The organism is Streptomyces sp. NPDC054883 (assembly GCF_053610645.1).
The window spans coordinates 78865-93766 of record NZ_JBSGYT010000028.1 but is presented as its reverse complement, the minus strand read 5'-3'; the positions used below and the strand labels follow the sequence as shown (position 1 = coordinate 93766).

At 71.5% G+C, this 14902-nt stretch carries 13 protein-coding genes; 11 read left to right on the top strand and 2 right to left on the bottom strand.

Going from position 1 to position 14902, the window contains the following annotated elements; translation table 11 throughout:
* The first annotated feature begins 145 nt into the window (after nt 1-145).
* The 4 genes from ACWGH1_RS21455 to ACWGH1_RS21440 all read left to right on the top strand — a co-directional run bounded on the left by ACWGH1_RS21455 (nt 146) and on the right by ACWGH1_RS21440 (nt 4117).
* Nucleotides 146-388, top strand: coding sequence for a hypothetical protein (locus ACWGH1_RS21455; RefSeq protein WP_453408911.1), 243 nt, complete (start codon nt 146-148; stop codon nt 386-388).
* Between the two features lie 230 nt (nt 389-618).
* On the top strand, nt 619-2295 hold the full coding sequence (locus ACWGH1_RS21450; RefSeq protein ID WP_453354152.1) for an FAD-dependent oxidoreductase: 1677 nt from the start codon (nt 619-621) through the stop codon (nt 2293-2295).
* Nucleotides 2292-3767 (top strand): ATP-binding protein, encoded by a 1476-nt coding sequence (locus tag ACWGH1_RS21445; RefSeq protein ID WP_453354151.1) that lies wholly within the window; start codon nt 2292-2294, stop codon nt 3765-3767. Before ACWGH1_RS21450 ends, ACWGH1_RS21445 begins: the two co-directional genes overlap by 4 nt.
* A complete protein-coding gene (locus tag ACWGH1_RS21440) occupies nt 3764-4117 on the top strand; it encodes a UBP-type zinc finger domain-containing protein (RefSeq protein WP_453354150.1) in 354 nt (117 codons plus the stop codon). Before ACWGH1_RS21445 ends, ACWGH1_RS21440 begins: the two co-directional genes overlap by 4 nt.
* 68 nt (nt 4118-4185) lie before the next feature.
* Here ACWGH1_RS21440 and ACWGH1_RS21435 read toward each other — a convergent pair whose 3' ends face one another.
* Complete coding sequence (locus ACWGH1_RS21435) at nt 4186-4938, bottom strand: helix-turn-helix domain-containing protein (protein ID WP_453354149.1); 753 nt, start codon at nt 4936-4938, stop codon at nt 4186-4188.
* 241 nt (nt 4939-5179) lie between these two features.
* On the opposite strand from ACWGH1_RS21435, the gene ACWGH1_RS21430 reads away from it, so the two are divergent.
* The 7 genes from ACWGH1_RS21430 to ACWGH1_RS21400 all read left to right on the top strand — a co-directional run bounded on the left by ACWGH1_RS21430 (nt 5180) and on the right by ACWGH1_RS21400 (nt 14300).
* On the top strand, nt 5180-5851 hold the full coding sequence (locus tag ACWGH1_RS21430) for a DUF4097 family beta strand repeat-containing protein (RefSeq protein ID WP_453354148.1): 672 nt from the start codon (nt 5180-5182) through the stop codon (nt 5849-5851).
* Nucleotides 5852-5878: 27 nt separating this feature from the next.
* Entirely contained in the window at nt 5879-6835 is a 957-nt protein-coding gene (locus ACWGH1_RS21425; protein WP_453354147.1) for an ATP-binding cassette domain-containing protein, read from the top strand.
* Complete coding sequence (locus ACWGH1_RS21420) at nt 6832-7623, top strand: ABC transporter permease (protein ID WP_453354146.1); 792 nt, start codon at nt 6832-6834, stop codon at nt 7621-7623. Before ACWGH1_RS21425 ends, ACWGH1_RS21420 begins: the two co-directional genes overlap by 4 nt.
* A gap of 441 nt (nt 7624-8064) precedes the next feature.
* Nucleotides 8065-8283: a hypothetical protein gene (locus ACWGH1_RS21415; RefSeq protein ID WP_453354145.1), complete on the top strand. Its 219-nt coding sequence runs from the start codon at nt 8065-8067 to the stop codon at nt 8281-8283.
* Nucleotides 8284-8385: 102 nt separating this feature from the next.
* A complete protein-coding gene (locus ACWGH1_RS21410; RefSeq protein ID WP_453354144.1) occupies nt 8386-9192 on the top strand; it encodes an HlyD family efflux transporter periplasmic adaptor subunit in 807 nt (268 codons plus the stop codon).
* Between the two features lie 98 nt (nt 9193-9290).
* Nucleotides 9291-11432: an NHLP family bacteriocin export ABC transporter peptidase/permease/ATPase subunit gene (locus ACWGH1_RS21405; RefSeq protein WP_453408912.1), complete on the top strand. Its 2142-nt coding sequence runs from the start codon at nt 9291-9293 to the stop codon at nt 11430-11432.
* On the top strand, nt 11433-14300 hold the full coding sequence (locus ACWGH1_RS21400) for an NHLP bacteriocin export ABC transporter permease/ATPase subunit (RefSeq protein ID WP_453355751.1): 2868 nt from the start codon (nt 11433-11435) through the stop codon (nt 14298-14300).
* A 4-nt stretch (nt 14301-14304) separates the two neighbouring features.
* Here ACWGH1_RS21400 and ACWGH1_RS21395 read toward each other — a convergent pair whose 3' ends face one another.
* Nucleotides 14305-14757 carry a hypothetical protein gene (locus ACWGH1_RS21395; protein ID WP_453355750.1) on the bottom strand — a complete coding sequence of 151 codons (453 nt, stop codon included), beginning with the start codon at nt 14755-14757 and terminating at the stop codon, nt 14305-14307.
* Nucleotides 14758-14902: the final 145 nt, after the last annotated feature.

Here is a 14902-nt window from a genome sequence, read left to right as displayed (position 1 = left end):
CTTGAGGCTACTTATCGCGCTGGGGGTGATGCTGCCATTGGACAGGGGGGGGCCGGAGGGGGGGGTCGGGGGGGGGGGGCGCCCCCCCCCCCCCGTCGCCGGGTTCCTGGCCCTGGCCACGGGCACCGAGGGCACCGTCGACCGAGTGGTCGCGGAGCGGGATCCGGGCCGGGACGTCCGTGAGTACGAGCGGCTCAAATCGCTCCTCGATTCCTTCGGGCAGGACATGCCACCGGAGAGCAGGAGGCAGCTGGAGGAGAAGGTCGGCTCCCTGGAGCCCGCGTGGGCCGCCCACCAGGAGCAGGGCGCGGGGGTGACCGTCCGGGTGCGCTTCGACAACGGATTCGTCCTCGACGGCGCACGCGACGACGTCTTCACCGCCGTCTGACCAGCGGGCCGGGTGCCCGAGGGGCGATGTCGCACCCCAGGCCGGTGCGCCGGGGTGATCCGCGCGAGCGCGGCCCGGCCATCAGTGTTGACCGTGCGCGACCCCCTATGTGCCCGCAGCGCACGGTCCGCGGTGCCCAGGAGCAAACCGAGGCGGCCAAACATACGATTGGCAGACCGGCCGAGGCACCTCGCCGAGGGCCGGTCCGGACCGCTCGGGGTTGGAGACGTATGGAACAGGCCGCCGACACGGCGCGGACCGTCATCCTGACCGTGGATGACGACCCGGGAGTGTCCCGTGCCATCGCCCGCGACCTGCGGCGCCGCTACGGCGCCGGGTACCGGATCGTACGCGCCGAGTCCGGCGAATCCGCGCTGGACGCCCTGCGCGAGCTGAAACTCCGGGGCGACCTGGTGGCGGTGATCCTGGCCGACTACCGCATGCCACAGATGAACGGCATCGAGTTCCTCGAACAGGCCATCAGCGTGTACCCGGGCGCGCGACGCGTGCTGCTGACCGCCTACGCCGACACCGACGCGGCGATCGACGCGATCAACGTCGTCGACCTCGACCACTACCTCCTCAAGCCGTGGGACCCGCCGGAGGAAAAGCTCTACCCGGTCCTGGACGACCTGCTGGCCGCCTGGCGCGCCAGGGACTACCGGCCGGTGCCCACCACCAAGGTGGTCGGACACCGCTGGTCGGCGCACTCCTCGGAGGTGAGGGAGTTCCTCGCCCGCAACCAGGTGCCCTACCGCTGGTACTCCTCCGACGAGCCCGAGGGCAAGCGTCTGCTGGAGGCGGCCGGGGCCGACGGAGCGCGACTGCCCCTGGTGATCACTCCGGAGGGCGCCGTCCTGATCGAGCCGGAGACGCCCGAGCTGGCCTCCCGCGTGGGGCTCGCGACGACGCCGGCCGCCGACTTCTACGACCTCGTCGTCATCGGCGGCGGCCCGGCCGGGCTGGGCGCGGCCGTGTACGGAGCCTCCGAGGGGCTGCGGACGGTACTGGTCGAGCGGTCGGCGACCGGCGGACAGGCCGGGCAGAGCTCCCGCATCGAGAACTACCTCGGCTTCCCGGACGGCGTGTCCGGCGCCCAGCTCACGGAACGTGCCCGCCGCCAGGCCGGCAGGTTCGGCGCCGAGATCCTCACCGCGCGCGAAGTCACGGGGCTGGAGGCCAACGGCGCGGCGCGCGTCGTCCGCTTCGCCGACGGCTCGGTGATCGCCGCTCACAGCGTCATCCTGGCGACCGGCGTGTCCTACCGGCAGCTGCGGGCACCGGGCTGCGAAGGCCTGACCGGCTGCGGGGTGTACTACGGCTCCTCGCTGACCGAGGCCGCCGCATGCCAGGGGCAGGACGTGTACATCGTGGGCGGCGCCAATTCCGCCGGCCAGGCGGCGATGTACCTGGCGCGGGGCGCCAAATCGGTGACGCTGCTGGTGCGCGGTGAGTCGTTGACGGCATCGATGTCGTACTACCTGATCCAGCAGATCGAGCAGACGCCGAACATCACGGTCCGGACCCGGACCGTCGTCGACGCGGCGCACGGCGACGGGCACCTGGAGCAGCTGACGCTGCGGGACACGGCGAGCGGCGCGACCGAACTCGTGGACGCGCAGTGGATGTTCGTCTTCATCGGCGCGGCCCCGCTGACCGACTGGCTGGACGGTACGGTGCTGCGCGACGACCGGGGCTTCATCCTGGCCGGCCCGGACCTCACGCCGGACGGGCGACCGCCGGCCGAGTGGGAACTGGACCGGCCCCCGTACCACCTGGAGACCAACGTTCCCGGCGTGTTCGTCGCGGGCGACGCCCGCGCCCAGTCCGCGAAGCGCGTCGCGTCCGCCGTCGGAGAGGGAGCCATGGCAGTGATGCTCGTCCACCGGTACTTGGAGCAATCATGAGCGGACAGGCCATGCCGTGCGGCCCGCAGGAGCTCGCCTCGCTGTTCCTGTTCGAGAAGCTCTCCCCGGAGCAGATCGGCCGGCTGTGCGTCGAGGGGCGGGTGGAGCGGTTCGAAGCCGGCCCGGTGTACGCCGAAGGCGACCCGGCCACCTGCTTCTACGTGATGATCGAGGGCACCGTCGTGCTGTACCGCCGGGTCGGTGGCGACGACGTGGAGGTGAGCCGCACCTCCCAGCGCGGGGTGTACGCGGGGGCCATGCAGGCCTACCTGGGTGACAGGGTGCCGCAGGTGTACACCAACTCCATGCGGGTGACCGAGCCGACCCGGTTCTTCGTGCTGCCCGCGCAGTCGTTCGCGGACGTCATGCAGGACTGGTTCCCGATGGCCGCGCACCTGCTGGAGGGGCTCTTCTTCGGTGCGAAGAACACCCAACGGGCGATCGGGCAGCGGGAGCGGCTACTGGCCCTCGGATCACTGTCCGCCGGGCTCACCCACGAGCTCAACAACCCGGCCGCGGCGGCCGTCCGGGCCACCGCTGCGCTGCGCGAGCGGGTGAGCAAGATGCGGCACAAGCTGGCCGTCATCGCCCAGGGCCCCTATTCGCGCGAGACGCTCGCCGACCTCATCGAGATTCAGGAGCGGACCGCCGAACGGGTCGCCAAAGCGACGGTGTTGAGCCCGCTGGAGGCATCCGACCGCGAGGACGAGCTCGCCGACTGGCTCGACGGCCACGGCATCGCGGAGGGGTGGCGGATCGCGCCCGTCTTCGTCCAGGCAGGCCTCGACACGGACTGGCTGGAGCAGGTCGCGGCGACCGTCGCCGAGGACATCCTGCCCGGCGCCATCGGCTGGCTCAACTACACCGTGGAGACCGAGCTGTTGATGGACGAGATCAACGACGCCACCACCCGCATCTCCCACCTCGTGGACGCGGCCAAGCAGTACTCGCAGCTCGACCGCGCCCCGCACCGGGTCGTCGATGTACACGAACTCCTCGACAGCACCCTGCTGATGCTGTCCGGAAAGATCGGTCCGCGCGTCCGGGTGGTCAAGGACTACGACCGCTCCCTGCCGGAGGTGCCCGCCTACCCGGCGGAGCTCAACCAGGTGTGGACCAACCTCATCGACAACGCCGTCTTCGCCATCGGGAGCACCGGCGGCGACGGCACGCTGACGCTCCGCACGGCACGGGAGGGGGACCGGCTGCTGGTGGAGTTCCGGGACACCGGACCCGGTGTCCCGGCGGACATCCGCAGCCGCATCTTCGATCCCTTCTTCACCACCAAGCCGGTCGGCGAGGGCACCGGTCTCGGCCTGGACATCTCCTGGCGCATCGTCGTGAACAAGCACCACGGCAGCCTCCAGGTCGAGTCCGCGCCGGGCGACACCCGCTTCCAGGTCCTGCTGCCGCTGACCGCCCCGCAATCCGAGACCGCCTCCCCAACCGAGACCGCCGAGGAGCCCGTATGACCGGCATCGAGGGCATCGACCCGAAAGCCCCGCCCAGCGGCACCGGCTGCGTCGAATGCGACGAAGCGGGCGGCTGGTGGTTCCACCTGCGGCGCTGCGCCCAGTGCGGCCACATCGGCTGCTGTGACTCCTCCCCGGCCCAACACGCCACCGCCCACTGGAGGTCGACCGGCCATCCCCTGGTGCAGAGCTTCGAGCCGGGCGAGGAGTGGTTCTGGGACTACCGGAGCGACGAGCTGTACGAGTCCGGGCCCGAGCTGGCGCCGCCGGACGGCCACCCGGCCGACCAGCCGACGCCGGGACCGGCCGACCGGGTTCCGCAGGACTGGACGCAGCTGCTGCACCGCTGAACGTGCCGCCGGCCGGCCCCCGCCCGGGGGTCGGAGCGCGCGGGGAAGACTCCGGCGCCCGGCGCGCCTCACACCGGGGCACCCGGACCGGCGGTGTCCGGCGATGCCGGTTCGGCTTTCGTGTAGAGGACGTCGCGGGCCTGCTCCGCGGCGCGGGTGATGCTCTCGGAGATGAAGTCGAGGTAGCGGGCGATGTTCTCCAGGCGGGTGGCGGCCGGGGTGCCGGGGCCGAGCACGGCGACGCCCTGCCTGGTGGTTTCGACGAGTTGGGCGGTGGAGCGGGCACTGGCCATCATGGACTGGTACCAGATGTCGTCATCGACGAAGTAGCGCTCGCGGCGGCGTTCGTCGCGCTCGCGGCGGACGAGGCCCTGGCTCTCCAGGAACGCGATCGCCTTGGAGATGGACGCCGGGCTGACCTGGAGGCGCTGGACGAGTTCGGACGCGGTGAGGCTGCCCGCGTCGGTGGTGTAGATGCAGGCCAGCACCCGGGACATCATCTTGGCCAGGCCCGATCCCATGAGGACGGTGGTGAACACCTCCTCGTACTCGCGCACGGCTTCGGGGTCGCGTCCGTGGGCATGCGGGGTCGTGTTCGACTGCCGGGGTGCGGCCTGGCCGCGGCGGTGGGCGCGGCGTTCGGTGGCCCGGTGGGCGAGGTCGGCGCGATACGTGGTGGGGCCGCCGTTGCGCATGACCTCGCGCGTGACGGTCGAGGTCGGGCGGTCGAGGCGCCTGGCGATCTCCGCGTAGGCGAGGCCGTCGGCCAGGCCCAGCGCGATCTGCTGGCGTTCCTGCTGGGTGAGTCGGCCTCCGGGCATCGCGGTCTCCTTCGGTGTCGTGAGCTTCCAGTATAGCGTTCACTCTCAGTTCATTGCAACGAAGGCAGTTGAAGTTGTTGCATTAGCCTTGAGAGCATTGCAACGAAATATAGGCCATCACCTGCGAGAACAGCATCGGCACGCAACGAAGGCGTTGGCAGATCAGTGAATGCAACGTAGCTTTTCATTCATCAGAAACGGCGCGCCGCAGCGGCGCCCGCCGGTGAAAAAGGAGAGCACGATGCAGAAGTTCGACGCCCCCGCCCCGGTCTCGGTCGTCCTGGACGTCCCCGCCGGCCGCATCCGGTTCATCGCCGCCGACCGGGCCGACACCACGGTCGAGGTGCTGCCCGCGGACGCCGCCAAGAGCCGCGACGTGAAGGCGGCGGAGCAGACCACGGTCGCGTACGGCGACGGCGTGCTGCGGATCGAGGTCCCGGAGGCGAAGAACCGGATCATCGGCGCCACCGGATCCGTGGAGGTGACCGTCCAGTTGCCCGCCGGCTCCCGCGTCGAGGCCAAGGCAGCCGCCGCCGAACTCCGGGGCGTCGGGCGGCTCGGCGACGTCGCCTTCGACGCCGCCCAGGGCTCGGTCAAGCTCGACGAGGCCGAAAGCGCCCGCCTCACCGTCCTCGCCGGTGACATCACGGTCGGCCGCCTGTGCGGATCCGCGCAGATCAGCACCCAGAAGGGCGACATCACCGTCTCCGAGGCCGTACGCGGCACGCTGGCGCTGCGCACCGAGTACGGCGGGATCTCGGTCGGCGCCGCCCGCGGCGTCTCCGCCTCCCTGGATGCCGGTACCTCCTACGGCCGGATCCACAACGCGCTCAAGAACGCCGACGGCGCCGCTGCCGGCCTCGACATCCACGCGACCACCGCCTACGGCGACGTCACCGCCCGCAGCCTGTAGTCCGCAGCCCCCGAAGGAGCTTCCCACATGAGCGAGTTGGCCATCGCCGCGCACGGGCTGCGCAAGTCCTACGGCGACAAGAGCGTCCTCGACGGCATCGACCTGGCAGTCCCCGAAGGAACGGTCTTCTCCCTGCTCGGCCCGAACGGCGCCGGCAAGACCACCGCCGTGAAGATCCTCTCCACCCTCGTCACCGCCGACGCGGGCGAGATCAACGTCGGCGGCCACGACCTCACCACCGCCCCGCAGGCCGTGCGCAGCGCGATAGGGGTCACCGGGCAGTTCTCGGCCGTCGACGGTCTGATCACCGGTGAGGAGAACATGCTCCTCATGGCGGACCTGAACCACCTGTCCAAGCGCGAGGGGCGGAGGGTCACCGCCGAACTGCTGGAGCGCTTCGACCTCACCGAAGCCGCCAAGAAGCCCGCGTCCACCTACTCCGGCGGCATGAGGCGCCGACTGGACATCGCCATGACCCTGGTCGGCAATCCGCGGATCATCTTCCTCGACGAGCCGACCACCGGCCTCGACCCGCGCTCCCGGCACAACATGTGGCAGATCATCCGCGAGCTCGTCGCGGACGGCGTCACCGTCTTCCTCACCACCCAGTACCTGGAGGAAGCCGACGAACTCGCCGACCGCATCGCCGTGCTCCACGACGGGAAGATCGCCGCCGAAGGTACCGCCGAGGAGCTCAAGCGGCTCGTCCCCGGCGGCCACGTGCGGCTGCGCTTCACCGACCCGGCCGCGTACCGGAGCGCAGTCACCGCACTGCCCGAGGCGTCCCGGGACGAGGAATCCCTCGCCCTGCGGGTCCCCAGCGACGGCAGCCAGCGCGAACTGCGTTCCTTGCTCGACCGGCTGGACGCGGGCGGCATCGAAGCCGACGAGCTCACCGTGCACACCCCCGACCTCGACGACGTGTTCTTCGCCCTGACCGGTGACGCCGCTGTCCCCGACCAGCCCAAGGAGGCTGTCCGATGAGCTCCCTCTCCCTCGCCGTACGCGACTCCTCCACGATGCTGCGCCGCAACCTGCTGCACGCCCGGCGCTATCCGTCCCTCACCCTGAACCTGCTGCTCACGCCGATCATGCTGCTGCTGCTCTTCGTCTACGTCTTCGGCGACACCATGAGCGCGGGCATCGGCGGCGGCGCACCGGACCGCTCCCGGTACATCGCCTACATCGTTCCGGGCCTGCTGCTGATGACCGTCGGCAGCACGGTGGTCGGCACCGCCGTCTCCGTCTCCAACGACATGACCGAGGGCATCATCGCCCGCTTCCGCACGATGGCGATCCACCGCGGTTCCGTGATCGTCGGTCATGTCATCGGCAGCGTGCTGCAGTCGGTCATCAGCGTGCTCCTCGTCGGCGCCGTCGCGGTGGCCATCGGCTTCCGCTCCACCAATGCCACCGCCCTGGAGTGGCTCGCGGCATTCGGACTGCTCGTGCTCTTCGCCACGGCGCTCACCTGGATCGCCGTCGGCATGGGCCTGGTCAGCCCGAACGCCGAAGCCGCCGCCAACAACGCCACGCCCCTGATCCTGCTGCCGCTCCTCTCCAGCGCCTTCGTGCCCATCGACGCCATGCCGGGCTGGTTCCAACCGGTCGCCGCGTACCAGCCGTTCACGCCGGCCATCGAAACCCTGCGCGGCCTGCTGCTCGGCACCGGGATCGGCAACAACGGATGGCTCGCCGTCGGCTGGTGCCTGGGCCTCGCGGTGCTCGGCTACCTCTGGTCGACCTCGAAGTTCAACCGCGATCCCAAGTAGCCGCCCTCACGCTGTGTAACGCCGTGACAGCCGAGGGTTGCTGCGGCAAATCTTCACACGGTGAGAGTGGAGTGGATGCCTCCCCTTGCGTGACGGGGCGGTATGCCGGAAATGCTAGAGGCAACTGCTCCCGGTATGGCCCTTATCTCCCTCCATGGCGCGGCGCTGCACAGATGTGTTACTCGATCTTGTGGGGAACGTGTGGCGATCTGCCGGACGAATCGAAAAACCTCCCCGCCCGCCGGATGTTCTGCCTGCTCACAGCCGTCAACACGGTTCGCTCCGTCACCCGTTGGCGTGCTTACATCGGCGCACCGCAGCGGTTTCGGAAACGGCTTCCACGCCGGCCGAGGCCCTCGCGCAGGTGGTCGGACCGCCCTGTCGCGGCCTGCCCACACCCCCCATCAAGAACACTTTCGAACGAACGAAGGGTGCGCTCCCATGCGTAACGACATCGAGACCCGCGAGATCGCCGACGACGAGCTGGACGCCGTTTCCGGCGGTGTCTCCATCGGCGGCGGCCTCCTCGGCGGCGTGACCGGCGACGTCCAGCACCTGCTTGGCACCGTCACCTCCCTCCAGACCGTGCACGGTGCGCTGGCCCTGCCCGGCCAGGTCGAGGGCATCGTCGGCGTCCGCGCGGGCGTCGCCGGTCTCTGAGCGGTCCCGCTCGACCAGTGAACCCCGGAACGCACCCGTTCCGGGGTTCATCCCGTCTGACATCCCGTGTGACGAAGGCAGCCGAAGGAAGAGTCCGAGTCCGTGCAGTTCCGTCAAAAGGCGCTCTCCAAGCTGCAGTCGCCCGAAGAGCTCGATCTCCCCGTGCGGTTCGCGCGCCCCCAGGGCCGGCTGGCCCTGGCCGTCACGGTCGTCGTCATGGCGGCCGCCGGATTCTGGGCCCTCACCGGTTCCGTGTCGTCCAAGCTGAGCGCGCCCGGCGTGCTCACCCGCGCCGAAGGGAGCTACCTGCTGCAGAGCCCCTTCGCCGGACAGGTCACCGCCGTCCTCGCCAAGGAGGGCCAACTGCTGGCCCCCGGCGCGCCGCTGCTCCAGCTCAGTACCGAGCACGGTGACCGGACCGTACGTGCCGTCGCCGCAGGCCGGGTCACCGCCCTGGTCGCACGGGTCGGAGCGGTCGTCACGACCGGCTCGGACGTGGCGACCGTGGAACGCGTGAAGGACCCCGACGACCCGCTGGTGGCCGTGCTGTACGTGCCCGCCGGCAGCGGCGCGGGCATCACCGTCGGCGCCGCCGTCGACCTCGCCGTCCCGTCGGTACCGCAGCAGCGCTACGGCGTGCTGCGCGGGCGCGTCACAGAGGTCGGCCGTACGCCCCAGACCCCGGCGCAGATCGCCGGGTTCCTCGGCGACGGCCGGCTCGCCGCCGACTTCGCCCGGCAGGGCAACCCCGTCCCGGTCCTCGTACAGCTCGAACGCACCCGCCGGACCAAGTCCGGCTACCGCTGGTCCTCCACCGACGGCCCCCCGTACCCCCTCGACTCCCCGACGCCGGTCACCGGCGCCGTCCACCTCTCCGTACAGCGTCCCGTCGATTGGCTGCTTCCGTGACCACCCCAGTGACCACGCCTGCGACGCACGGCGGCACCGGGCACCGCTCCTCCCGGCGCAGGCCCGCGCCCGCCCCCAAGGGCCGCACCCCCCGGCCCGTGCGCACCCCCACCGTGCTCCAGATGGAGGCGGTGGAGTGCGGCGCCGCCGCGCTGGCCATGGTGCTCGGCCACCACGGCCGCTTCGTCCCCCTGGAGGAACTGCGCATTGCCTGCGGAGTCTCCCGCGACGGCTCGCGCGCCGCCAACCTCCTGCGTGCGGCCCGTGGTTACGGGCTCCAGGCCAAGGGCATGCAGATGGACCTCGCCGCGCTCGCCGGGGTACGGCCCGCGGCCATCCTCTTCTGGGAGTTCAACCACTACGTCGTCTACGACGGCACGGGCCGCCGCTTCGGCCGCCGGGGCGTGTACGTCAACGACCCCGCCAAGGGGCGCCGGTTCGTGCCGATGGACGAGTTCGACACCAGTTTCACCGGCGTCGTGCTCACCTTCGAACCCGGTGCCGGCTTCCGCCGCTCCGGCCGCAAGCCCGGTGTCCTCGGCGCCCTGCCCGCCCGGCTGCGCGGCACGTCCGCCACGATGCTCGCCGCCGTCGTCTCCAGCCTCCTGCTGGTGGCCGTCGGCGCGACCGTGCCCGCGCTGAGCCGCACGTACATCGACATGTTCCTGATCGGGCAGCAGACCTCCCTGCTCGGAGTGCTGTTCGCCTCGATGGCGGTGACCCTCGTCCTCACGGCGGTGCTCACCTGGCTCCAGCAGGCCAATCTGCTGCGCGGACGCATCATTTCCTCGACCCTCGGCAGCGCCCGCTTCTTCCGCCACCTGCTCAGACTGCCGGTCACCTTCTTCTCCCAGCGCAACCCGGCCGACCTGGTCCAGCGCCTCCAGTCCAACGACGCGGTCGCCGAGACCCTCGCCCGCGACCTGGCCGCCGCCGGGGTCGACGCCGTGGTGGTCGTCCTGTACGCCGTACTGCTGTGGACGTACGATCCCCAACTCACCCTCGTCGGCGTGCTGATGGCGCTCCTGAACATCGCGGCCCTGCGCACCGTGGTCCGGCTGCGGGCCACCGGCACCCAGAAGCTGCGCGCCGAGAACGCCCGGCTCACCAACACCTCGTACAGCGGCCTCCAGCTCATCGAGACGATGAAGGCCACCGGCGGCGAGAACGGCTTCTTCCGCCGCTGGGCGGGCCAGCACGCCGTCACGCTCGACGTGCAGCAGCGGCTCGGGGTACCCAGTGCCTGGCTGGCGATCGTCGCGCCCACGCTCGCCGCGCTCAACAGCGCACTGATCCTGCTGATCGGCGGCCTGCGTGCGGTGGAGGGCCACCTCTCGGTCGGCCTGCTCGTCGCCTTCCAGGCACTGGTGACGAGCTTCACCGCACCCATCACCCGCCTGGGCGGCGTCGCCGGGCGGATCCAGGACTTCGCGGCCGATGTGGCCCGCCTCAAGGACGTCGAGAACTTCCCCGTCGATCCGCTGTACGCACGGCGCGAGCCGCCCGCCGCCACCCGCCGACTCAAGGGCCACGTCGAGCTGGAGCAGGTCACCTTCGGCTACAACCCGCTGGACGCGCCGCTGTTGAAGGACTTCTCCCTCTCCGTCGGGCCCGGACGGCAGGTCGCGCTCGTCGGCGGTTCCGGCAGCGGCAAGTCAACCGTCTCGCGGCTGATGTCCGGCCTGCACGCCCCCTGGGCGGGCGCCATCCGCATCGACGGGATGCGCCTGGAGGACATTCCCCGCGGGGCGCTCGCCGCCTCCGTCTCCTTCGTCGACCAGGACGTCTTCCTCTTCGAGGGCACCGTCCGCGACAACGTCGCCCTGTGGGACCCGTCCCTGCCGGACGAAGCCGTCATCGCCGCCCTCCGGGACGCCGCGGTGTACGACGTGGTCGCGCGCCGGGCCGGCGGCATCCACAGCCGGGTCGAGCAGGACGGGCGCAACTTCTCCGGAGGCCAGCGCCAGCGCCTGGAGATCGCCCGCGCCCTGGTGCGCCGCCCCAGCGTCCTGGTGCTGGACGAGGTGACCAGCGCCCTGGACGCGGTGACCGAACAGACCGTCATGGACAACCTGCGCCGCCGCGGCTGCGCCTGCGTGGTCATCGCCCACCGGCTGAGCACCGTGCGCGACAGCGACGAGATCGTGGTGCTCGACCGGGGGACCGTTGTCGAGCGCGGCCGGCACGAGGACCTGCTCGCCCGCCAGGGCGCGTACGCCGCACTGGTCAAGGAGCACTGAGTGAGCACCACGTGGCAGCCGCAGGCCGCACCGGATCCCGTCGTGGCCGCCCTCGCCGCCGCCGGCTCACCGGTCGACTGTACGGGCCTGCGCAGCCTCTCCCTGGAGGGCCCGCTCGTGCTGTGGCTCGTCGAGGACGGCGCGCTGGACCTGTTCGCCGTCGACGCCGCGCTGGAGGGGCACTGGCACTTCCTGGGCCGGCTGGCGGAGGGCTCCCTGCTGCTCGGCCCGGCCGACGGCTGCGCGCACACGCTGGTCGGCCGGCCCTTGCACGGCTGCCGGCTCCGCCGCATCGAGTTGCGCGAACTCTTCCGCCCCGACCCCGCGGTTGCCGGGACCCCGCAGGACGGCTCCTGGGGCTGGTACGCGGACCAGGCGGGTCACGGTATGTCCGGCGGGGCGCTGAGCCCCCTCGAAGAGGCGTTCGCGCTCGGCGTCGGCCGCGGGCTGCGCGTGCTCTACCAGGCACCGCTGGAGAGCAGGGTCAGCACCGGCCCGGGCCGCGACGACGACGTGCTGTGGATGCAGATCGCGCCGGGCAGCGTGCAGTACGGGGCGGCCTACGAGGGCCACGGCATGGCCGGCACCCTCCTCGTCGACGGGACGATGTGGCAGGGCATGGTCGACCAGCAGTACCGGCTGCTGTACGCCCTGGACCGGTGGATCGAGCAGTTGGAGCGCGCTCACGAGGACCGTGCGGCCGCCGGAATCGAGGCGGGCGAAGCGGCCCGCACCCAGGCGGACCGGGCCCTGCTGGCCTCCATCGGCCGCACCCGCCGGGGCGCCCGCCCCGCCCGCCCGGCCGGCGACGACGCGACCCTCGCCGCCTGCCGTGTGGTCGCCCGCGACGCCGGCATCACCTTGTCCGAACCCGGTGCGGCGGGCGCCGCCACCGAGGGGGCGGACCCCCTCGAACGCATCGCGCTCGCCTCGCGGATCCGGACCCGGCCCGTCCGGCTGGCCGGCCCCTGGTGGCGGGAGAACAGCGGGCCCCTGGTGGGCCGCCGCACCAAGGACCAGCAACCGGTCGCGCTGCTGTGGCGGCGCGGCGGGTACACGGCCGTCGACCCCGCCACCGGCTTGCGCGAACGCGTCGACAAGACCCGCGCGGCCGCCTTCGAACAGGGCGCCACGATGCTGTGCCGTCCGCTGCCCGACGGCAAGCCGGGCCTGCCCGCGCTGCTCCGCTTCAGCGTGCGCGGTACGGGCGGGGACCTGCGCAGCCTCGTCCTGGGCGGCCTCGTCGCGGTGGGTCTGGGGGCGTTCGTGCCCCTGGCCACCGGCCGGGTACTCGGCACGTACGTACCCCGGGCCGAGAGCGGCCTCATCGTGCAGAGCACCCTGGCGCTCATCGCGACGGGCATCGTGTCGGCCGCGTTCATGCTGCTGCAGAACATCAGCGTCCTGCGCATCGAGGGCCGTGTCGAGGCAACCTTGCAGCCCGCCGTGTGGGACCGGCTGCTGCGGCTGCCGGTCACCTTCTTCGCGGGCCGCTCCACCGGCGAACTGGCCGGCGCCGCCCTGGGGATCAGCTCCATCCGCCGGGCGGTATCCGGCATCGGGGCGGTTTCCATCCAGGCGGCGGCGGTCGCCGCGATGAACCTCGCCCTGTTGCTCCTGTACAGCGTGCCGCTGGCGCTGGTGGCCGTTGCCATGCTGCTCGTCGTCGCCGCGGTCTTCCTGGGCCTGGGCCTGTGGCAACTGCGCTACCAGCGGCGCCTCGTGAGACTCGGCAACAAGCTGAACAACCAGGCCTTCCAGACCCTGCGCGGCCTGCCCAAACTGCGCGTGGCCGCCGCCGAGAGCTTCGCCTACGCCGCCTGGGCCCGGGAGTTCGCCCGGACCCGCGAGCTCCAGCAACGGATCGGCCGGATCAAGAACGCCGTCACCGTCCTCAACACCGTCTGCCTGCCGGTGTGTTCGCTCGTCATGTTCGTGCTCCTCGCCGGACCGGCCCGGGGCAGCATGTCCGCGAGCGGGTTCCTCACCTTCAGCACCGCCGTGACGATGATGCTGTCCGCGGTGACGCAGCTGACCGGCGCGCTCCTGTCGGCCGCCGCCGTGCAACCGATGTTCGAGGAGGTCAAACCGATCCTGGAGGCGAGCCCCGAAGTGCGCGGCTCCGGCATCCGGCCGGGAACGCTCGGCGGCGCGGTCGAGGTACGGAACCTGTCCTACCGCTACGCCGACGACGGCCCGCTCGTCCTGGACGACGTGTCGCTCCAGGTGCGCCCGGGGGAGTTCGTCGCGATCGTCGGGGCCAGCGGCTGCGGAAAGTCGACCCTGCTGCGCCTGCTCATCGGCTTCGACGCCCCCGCCTCCGGCAGCGTGCTCTACGACGGCCAGGACCTCGCGGCGCTCGACCAGGCGGCGGTGCGCCGCCAGTGCGGCGTCGTGCTGCAGAACGCCCAGCCGCTGTCCGGCTCGATCCTCGACTGCATCGGCGGCGCCGAGTCGTGCTCGCTGGAGGAAGCGTGGGAGGCGGCCGCGCGGGCGGGCCTGGCCGAGGACATAAAGGCGATGCCCATGGGCATGCACACGGTGCTCTCCGACGGCGGCGGCACCGTCTCCGGCGGCCAGCGCCAACGGCTGATGATCGCCCAGGCCCTCATCCGCGAGCCGCGCATCCTGTTCCTGGACGAGGCCACCAGCGCGCTGGACAACGCGGCCCAGAAGGTGGTGATCGAATCCACCCGCGCCGAGCGCTGCACCCGCATCGTGATCGCCCACCGGCTGTCCACGATCATGGACGCCGACCGGGTGATCGTGATGTCGCAGGGGCGGATCGCCCAGCAGGGCACGCCGGCGGAACTGCTCGCCGAAGCGGACGGCCCCTTCCACGAGCTCGTCCGCCGCCAGGTCGGCTGACCGCTCAGGTCTGACACTGCTTCGTGGATGCGGCGGACCAGCCGCTCCAGGCAGCGCCGTCGGCCCGGGCGTGTACCCGGATCTCGACCTTCACGGGGCCGCACACCCGGGTCGTGCTGCCCACTTCGACGGGACCGATGGCCTCGCCTGCCCGGACGTAGGCGCGACCGCTGCCCACCTTCTCCCAGTGGCCACCGTTCACCACGCGGAAGAAGGCCTCGTACGACACGTTGAGGGCCTTCGTTCCCGTGTTGCGCGCCCTGACGTACGCCGTGACGTCCCGCGTGGGGAATCTGCCGACGGATCCCCGCTGGGCGCTGATGCAGCCGTTGACCGCCACCCGGCCCGTCGACGTACCTCCGCCACAGGCGATCGCCGCGGCGTGAGCGTCGGCCGGGACCGACAGCATGGTCAGCGCGGCCGCGCCCAGAACCGTTCCCGTACGCCTCAGATGCACTGCCCCGTCCCCTTCCGCCGGCCCGTCTTCTCCACAAGAGACCATGACGCGTACGAGGGCACGACGGACCGAATACGTCCGGTTCTTCACCCGAACGGGTCCGGACGGCGGCCGATGGGGCGGCCGCTCCGCCAAAGGGCACCAA

Bases quoted from the DNA above. Each gene is read 5' to 3' on its own strand.
- ACWGH1_RS21450 (WP_453354152.1), top strand. From the start codon at position 619: ATGGAACAGGCCGCCGACACGGCGCGGACCGTCATCCTGACCGTGGAT.
- ACWGH1_RS21445 (WP_453354151.1), top strand. From the start codon at position 2,292: ATGAGCGGACAGGCCATGCCGTGCGGCCCGCAGGAGCTCGCCTCGCTG.
- ACWGH1_RS21440 (WP_453354150.1), top strand. From the start codon at position 3,764: ATGACCGGCATCGAGGGCATCGACCCGAAAGCCCCGCCCAGCGGCACC.
- ACWGH1_RS21435 (WP_453354149.1), bottom strand. From the start codon at position 4,938: ATGCCCGGAGGCCGACTCACCCAGCAGGAACGCCAGCAGATCGCGCTG.
- ACWGH1_RS21430 (WP_453354148.1), top strand. From the start codon at position 5,180: ATGCAGAAGTTCGACGCCCCCGCCCCGGTCTCGGTCGTCCTGGACGTC.
- ACWGH1_RS21425 (WP_453354147.1), top strand. From the start codon at position 5,879: ATGAGCGAGTTGGCCATCGCCGCGCACGGGCTGCGCAAGTCCTACGGC.
- ACWGH1_RS21420 (WP_453354146.1), top strand. From the start codon at position 6,832: ATGAGCTCCCTCTCCCTCGCCGTACGCGACTCCTCCACGATGCTGCGC.
- ACWGH1_RS21415 (WP_453354145.1), top strand. From the start codon at position 8,065: ATGCGTAACGACATCGAGACCCGCGAGATCGCCGACGACGAGCTGGAC.